7 protein-coding genes are annotated in these 6,137 nt (G+C 57.3%); 4 read left to right on the top strand and 3 right to left on the bottom strand.

What is annotated here, in order from left to right:
* Nucleotides 1-197: 197 nt before the first annotated feature.
* On the bottom strand, nt 198-2,087 hold the full coding sequence (locus HGO92_RS21940; RefSeq protein WP_169998657.1) for a MarR family transcriptional regulator: 1,890 nt from the start codon (nt 2,085-2,087) through the stop codon (nt 198-200).
* Nucleotides 2,088-2,246: 159 nt separating this feature from the next.
* Nucleotides 2,247-2,579 (bottom strand): hypothetical protein, encoded by a 333-nt coding sequence (locus tag HGO92_RS21935; protein WP_205834936.1) that lies wholly within the window; start codon nt 2,577-2,579, stop codon nt 2,247-2,249.
* A gap of 168 nt (nt 2,580-2,747) precedes the next feature.
* Here HGO92_RS21935 and HGO92_RS21930 point away from each other — a divergent pair, with 168 nt between their 5' ends.
* The 4 genes from HGO92_RS21930 (at nt 2,748) to HGO92_RS21915 (ending at nt 5,451) form a co-directional block, all read left to right on the top strand.
* The gene (locus HGO92_RS21930) at nt 2,748-3,224 is read left to right on the top strand and encodes a hypothetical protein (protein WP_169998655.1); all 477 of its coding nucleotides are present in this window, start codon (nt 2,748-2,750) and stop codon (nt 3,222-3,224) included.
* Nucleotides 3,221-4,219: a hypothetical protein gene (locus HGO92_RS21925; protein ID WP_169998654.1), complete on the top strand. Its 999-nt coding sequence runs from the start codon at nt 3,221-3,223 to the stop codon at nt 4,217-4,219. Before HGO92_RS21930 ends, HGO92_RS21925 begins: the two co-directional genes overlap by 4 nt.
* Nucleotides 4,216-4,845 (top strand): phosphatase PAP2 family protein, encoded by a 630-nt coding sequence (locus HGO92_RS21920; RefSeq protein ID WP_169998652.1) that lies wholly within the window; start codon nt 4,216-4,218, stop codon nt 4,843-4,845. Before HGO92_RS21925 ends, HGO92_RS21920 begins: the two co-directional genes overlap by 4 nt.
* Nucleotides 4,846-4,995: 150 nt before the next feature.
* Complete coding sequence (locus tag HGO92_RS21915) at nt 4,996-5,451, top strand: hypothetical protein (RefSeq protein WP_169998650.1); 456 nt, start codon at nt 4,996-4,998, stop codon at nt 5,449-5,451.
* Between the two features lie 270 nt (nt 5,452-5,721).
* On the opposite strand, the gene HGO92_RS23505 is transcribed toward HGO92_RS21915, so the two are convergent.
* Entirely contained in the window at nt 5,722-6,048 is a 327-nt protein-coding gene (locus HGO92_RS23505) for an ArsR/SmtB family transcription factor (RefSeq protein ID WP_346769061.1), read from the bottom strand.
* Between the last annotated feature and the right edge of the window lie 89 nt (nt 6,049-6,137).

Here is a 6,137-nt window from a genome sequence, read left to right as displayed (position 1 = left end):
GCCCAACGCCAGAGCCGGCGGTAAAGCCCCCGCGGCAGCCCTCGCCGCCCATCAAACCCGCGACCAGGAACCCCTGGCCGCATAACCAAAATCAACGATGAACTGTCTCAAAAACTTGACGAGCGCATACATCAGGCTCGGCGGCGAGTCGTGATTTTCCCCGTTAGGTGGTGATGACTATCGATAGAGGTCCACAGCTATGAAGCCTCTGCATACAGCAGGGCGCCGATCGTTTGTTCGTCCTCTGGTGGCCCGTATTGCCAGTACGGGTAATCGTCGTTGGGGCCTGCCAGGATGGGCTCGCCGGATAGCGCTCGTTTCAGGAGCCACTGCAGCCATTGGACTCGTTCTGAGCGGTAGCGTTGCATTTGCCGGCCGATGGCTTCCAGGACGCCGAAGTATTCGGCGAGGGTGCGCAGGCTGGTCTCTTTGACGATGTGCCAGCGTCCAGCGATACGGCTGATCATGTTCCAGGCGGCCATGAGTTCCAGGGCTTGTGTTACGGCTTTGGGGGAGAGGCCGCTGGTTCTGGCGATGTCCGCGCTGATAAGTTCGCCGTCTGCGCGTTCGATCGCTTCGTAGACGAACGCAGAAGCCACGCCGAGTTCACGGAATACCGGCCTGAGCGCATGGATCTTTCCCGGGCGCCATGCTTTGGCATCGGCCCGTGTCCGGTACTCATCCGGAATGACCAGTTCATAGAGATCACCACGAAGTCCACGGCCTTCCTGCGCGAGCCGGATCATCGGAGCCTCCGTCCTGGACAGTTCACGAAGCTGGCGGGCCACCGTCGTTTCATGAGTGCCGGTTGCAATGGCCAGCGACCTGACCCCGAATTCTATGAATCGGCTGCCGCGCTTATGGGCTGCTTCGCCGATCGCCCGCAACAGCATCCTGTAACCCAGTCCCGACCTGGATCCGATGACGGATTCTTCGTAGACACGTAGCGCGTTCCGCCAGGTCAGCAAGTACTGGTACTCAGCAGGGGAGCCGGGCTGGTGGAGCAGGGTAAGTACAGGGGGGTGTGTATTAGGCGGGCTTGTGTAGCTTTTATACCCATTGTTATTTCCTGTGCCGCTGGGGTTTGGTTTTTTGCGGAAGCTTTCAACGTGTTTGACTGCGCTGCGCCAGTCACGCTGCAGTGCTTTGCGCCTGTTGCTGGGGGAGTAGCGGGAGTAAAACGCGACCATGCCGGCCCAGATGTTCTGGTTCATGCGCCGCTGTACATCGGTCAGGGACCAGCCGGCGGCTACGGCCGAGGCCATGACGCCCTGGCGTGCTTCCGAGGGAGTGCTGTAACGGGTGGTGTCGTAGTTTCCGCTGCGGGCGGTGTACTCCTTCAGTGCAGGAAGGGCACGGGGTCCGCCAGCCAGGTGAAGGGCTTCGGCCGGCTCCAGCAGCTCCAACGGCTCTTCGCGCCGCTGCCGGACAGCGGCCAGTTCGTCGACAAGGCTTTCCCTTAGCTGGCTCCATCCGGTCCAGTTGTTGCGGTTCCGGCGCGCAATGTCATAGGCGATGTTCAGGCTCATCGTGAGCCGCTGGAAGCCGCCCTTCTTCCAGACACTGCCAGGAACGCGGATGGCACCGGTCTTGGCGTTCTCGTGTGGGCCTGGGTCGATGCTGGAGAAGCGTTTCGCGGCCGCCTGGACGAATTCCTTTGCGTCGGTGAAGGCGACACCAAAATTCAGCGGAAGGTAGAGGTGGCGGCCGCCGCTGGGGGACTGGTCTTCGATCCAGCGGACGCCGTTGCTGGAAAACCAGTGGCACAGTGCGTTGTAGTCCGAATCGACTTTGTCCTGCCCGCCGCGGCTGGTGTCCAGGTCAAGGCAGATCGTCCGAACCAGCCCATCAGTGCCGCAGGTGCGAACTGCCGCCGGGAGCGAGGGAAGGGCGTCGGTGAGGTCGCGTTCGCCGCTGTCCTTATATGTCTTGCCGCCGTCCTTGGACAGACGGACCCGGGGTTGCGAGGCAAGCAGGCTGGCCAGAGCGCGCCATTCAGCTTCCGCCTGTTCCCGTTCTGCCGGGGACCTTGGGAGCTTGTTGATATCCGACACGCCGTCTCTGGCGGGCAGGTCGACATGACCCACTGGAAAAAGGTGTGTGTGTATGATGGAATCACTCCATATGGATCAGGGCATGAAAATACCCCGGTTTATAAGTTGCTCATTACCGGTGAAACTTGGCGGCTTCGGTCGGTATTGAGTAGGAAACTTTGAGAGGGCCCGTCCGCAAGGACGGGCCTTTTTCTATGCGCTGCGTTGGATCGGTAACTCCTCCTGGTTCCTCAGCTCATCAAGATTGATCGAATCAATGTGTTCGGCAACGAGCGGAGTCAGATATTCCACCGCGTTTGTGTCGAGGAGTTCCATGATTGCGCGAAGCTTTTCGGCACGCGCAATATCGAGTTTGACCACAAATGTGTGCCGCGGGCCCTTTGAAGGGCGTCCACCCTGACTGAGCTTTTGGATTGCCATAATGTCATCTAATCGTTTTTGATTAACGAAACGTGCGATGGCGGTAGGCGTGTCGCAACGTTTCTTTAAAGTCCCGGAGGTGCTCACGGCTGCAGGCTCTGTCATCTTCAAGTAGGTTCTCCTTCAAGATTGCCGTTGAACAAGCAGTCGTTACCCTTCATTGGTAGGGTGGCCCCTTGCAGGCCTACCTGACGGGCGCTGTTTTCATACTACACACTACTGAAATAATTTCAGTGACGGTGGGAGGGCAAGTAACTTATGGGAGCCGACCCTATGGAGCGGTCCTCGCTGACGATGGAAGTCCTCAAATCCCTGGATCTGCCCCAGTACCCAAATCTGAGCCATCTTGTTGCCGCCGTCGAGGGTAAATACGGAAAGCCGCTTGTGTTTGAGGAAGGTTCACCAGAAACCCTGGGAGAAGGCGTTACGGGTCACTGGATTGATACGCCCACGCATGGCATTGTGCGCTATCTTCCCGGAGTGAAGTCATGGAGCCGGCACGTTGTACTCCATGAACTGAGCCACATCCTCCTGGGACACAAAGGTAAGCCCTTCGATGGCATGCTATCTGCTGGGTTTTTTTCGGGGGTCGGTAAACGACGCGGGGTCAGCTGGATGTGCCGCGCAGTCGACGTGCCTCTGGATGAAGCCGAAGCAGCTGCAGAAAACTTGGCTTTCGGGTTGGCTCAGATTCTCCAATCGGCGCCTAAGAAGTCTATTTCCAAAGCCGAGAGGGTTTTTGGGCTGTGACCGCCGCAGCCTTCTGGATATTGGCCACAGTGTTTGCAGTGCGTTTGTATTTTGTGACGCGGTGGCGCTCCTCTACAGCTTTCCTGGCCGCAACGGGGGTCGGCGTCTTCGGGTTGTTCACAACTGGGGTAGTCGTACCCGAGGCAACTATTGATGCGGCCATGGGCGGACACAACGTCCTGCACCTTGTGCGCAATTTATGCGTTACCGTGGCTGTCTGGCTCGTACGGGAGGGGATTTTCTCCGCTTACTCTGACGGCGACGGTTACCGACGGCAGTTGAGTCACAGGCCTGCTGTAGTGGGGTTTATGGCATTAGCGATTGCTATTCCTTTCACCTTCCAACAGTTCGTCCCCACAACCTCGGAGTATCTTCCGGAAAACCTCAACCAACCTGCTGTCTTTATCTACGCTGTCGTGTACATGGGACTTTTGGGCCTTCTTGCAATGTCGGTTCTAAAAGTCTGTTTGCGTCGCCAGGATAGCCGCCCTGTTCGGGTAAGTGCTGCAGTGGTCGCCACTGGCATGACCTTAATCGTGCTCGCGTGCACTGATGAAATATTGTTCTTGTCGCTGGAGTTCGTCAGCACTAGCCGCGAACTTACGGGTATTCTCTACATGCTTTTTTCGCCGCTCTTCTACACTGGTGTTCTGCTGACATCCCTTGGGCTTGGGATTCCGCCCATGGTCAAGGCTGGTCGCTATTTTCAACTTCAGGACCGAACGGCACTGCTCGTCTTGACCCTCATGCTGTCGAGGTCTTATTGGGAGCTTGGTCCCACGACCTGGTTGCACAAGGTGGGGGAGAGTTTTACGACGAAGGATCCCTCCGGCAGGCTTTACGAATTCATGATCCGCGCCAGCGATCATCGGATAGCCCCTACCGGGAAACCGACGCCATGGTTGGCTAGCCGGGTCTTGACCTCCGTGCAGTCTCGGTTCGACGGCGACCCTTGTTCCTTGCATTCAGAGCTTCAAACGAAAGCAAAGCCATGACAGCAACATCCCAGACTCCACCCGCATACCAGCCCGTGAAGGGGATTGCCCGCGTGGCCAGGGTGGCTACGGAAGTGGCGCAGCCGCCTCTCGTGCTATCACTCCTGCTCATCCTCGCCTCGGTGAAAGGCGGAGATACGACATGGCATGTTTCGCTCATGCCAGGAATGATCGCGGCTCTTACGATCTGCCTGGTGCCGTTACTGGCCGTAGTTGTGCTGGCCAAGAGGGGCACTTTGACAGATCACCACGTGGGGGACAAGAAGCAGAGACGGCCCGTTATGCTTTGGACTCTCGGCTCTGCACTGATCGGCTGCGCAATCTTGGCAACGATTGGCGCGTCGACCCAGGTCTGGGCACTTATTGCCGGCATTCTGTGCGGAATCCTGACGTTGATCGTGATCAGCCCCATCTGGAAGATGTCCGGTCATGCCCTAACACTTGGCGGCACGGCAACGGCCTCCGTCCTGATTTTTGGATGGTGGGGTTTGCCGTTCGTTGTGGCAGCGCCCTTGGTCTGCTGGTCCCGTGTCTACCTCGGAGATCACACAACTTCCCAAGTCAGCGTAGGTTTTATAACAGGCGTCATTGTTTTCGGCGTCTCATGCGGCCTTATCCTAGGCTGACACAATAGTTATTTACGATTCCAAGACCAGCCGAACTTCGGCAGCTGAGGAATTCAATGACTATGGTGCACAAATTGGGGGAGTGGACTCGTTGCCACTGACAGAAACTGATCAGGCACGAACCACTTGTTGCACACGAAAGCAGGAAGTATGAGCGAGAGCGAAAGGCCCGTGGATCCGCGGACTGATAGGGAGGTCCTAGCCTCCAAGATTCAGCTCCTTTTGGACATTGTCCATGCCAAGGACGCAGGCAGCTTCACTTATGAAGAGATTCGCCAAGGTCTCGCTGAACGAGGCTTCACGCTGACGAAGACCCGATGGCATCGTCTGTTGGCAGGTTCTCCGGACAACCGTTGGGATCCGGAACTACTCAAAGCCTTGGCATACTTCTTTGACGTAGATGAGAACTATCTCCTTCAGCGCAGCGGACCCATCCCTGAAAGAGTCGAGGCGGAGCTTCGCCTGATCGAGGCATACCGCATCGCTGAAGTTGAGCATTTCGCGGCCCGTGTGCTGGGCGAAGTTAATGTGGACGCCCTGCGTGCAGTAACCGAAGCACTGCGTAACCTTCCGCCGCGCCCAGATACGCAAGGCCCGCCCGACTGAAAAAGTTTCATTACTGAAATTTTTTCAGTAGACTCTGGAGCATGACATGCCCCAGCGCCCTCCCCGGCCTGCCTATGCACGCTGGGTGGCCTAATTGGCGCAGGCGCCCTGGCCACTTCGGTGGGTAGCAAGGCCTGCGTGCCGGCAAACCTCAGAGGGATCAAGGCTCACGCCAACGGTCCCCAAAACTTCGCCGCCGACATCCCGGTCTCCAGCGAACTCAACTCTGGCACTTGCCCCACATTCCAAGCGCGGACCAAGGGATCCTGCTCATTCCCCCAGCAGATACTTCATGTATATGACACCTTGGTCCCGCAGGTTGCCAAGATCAATGGAATAACGGACACGTCTCCCATTGCGCTCACCTACTTCTCCCTCAGCAGAGACGAGACCATCAGCTTCCAGCGTCTTGATGTGAGCGTAGACCTGCCGGTAATCCACGCCGATTCGCTTGGCGATGTTTCCCGTTGTATCACCGCCGGGATGCTGGGCCAGATCCCGGATGATGGCTGCCCGAAGAGTGTTGGCGTTGAAAACACTCAACGCATTTCCAACCTCTGGCGGCAGTCCGGGAAGCGGCTTGTAGATTCGGGGCACATCACAATTCTCGCCTACCTTCGTGACCCGTCGAAGTTACATCATTTTTTAAGTGATGCTAGCATCATCTTTAAAGTGTTGTTCTTAGG

Origin of the sequence: Crystallibacter degradans, from assembly GCF_012952295.1 — a bacterium.
In the GTDB taxonomy this organism is placed as follows: Bacteria; Actinomycetota; Actinomycetes; order Actinomycetales; family Micrococcaceae; genus Crystallibacter; species Crystallibacter degradans.
The sequence above is the reverse complement of the archived record's forward strand: the minus strand, read 5'-3'. Positions and strand labels throughout refer to the sequence as shown.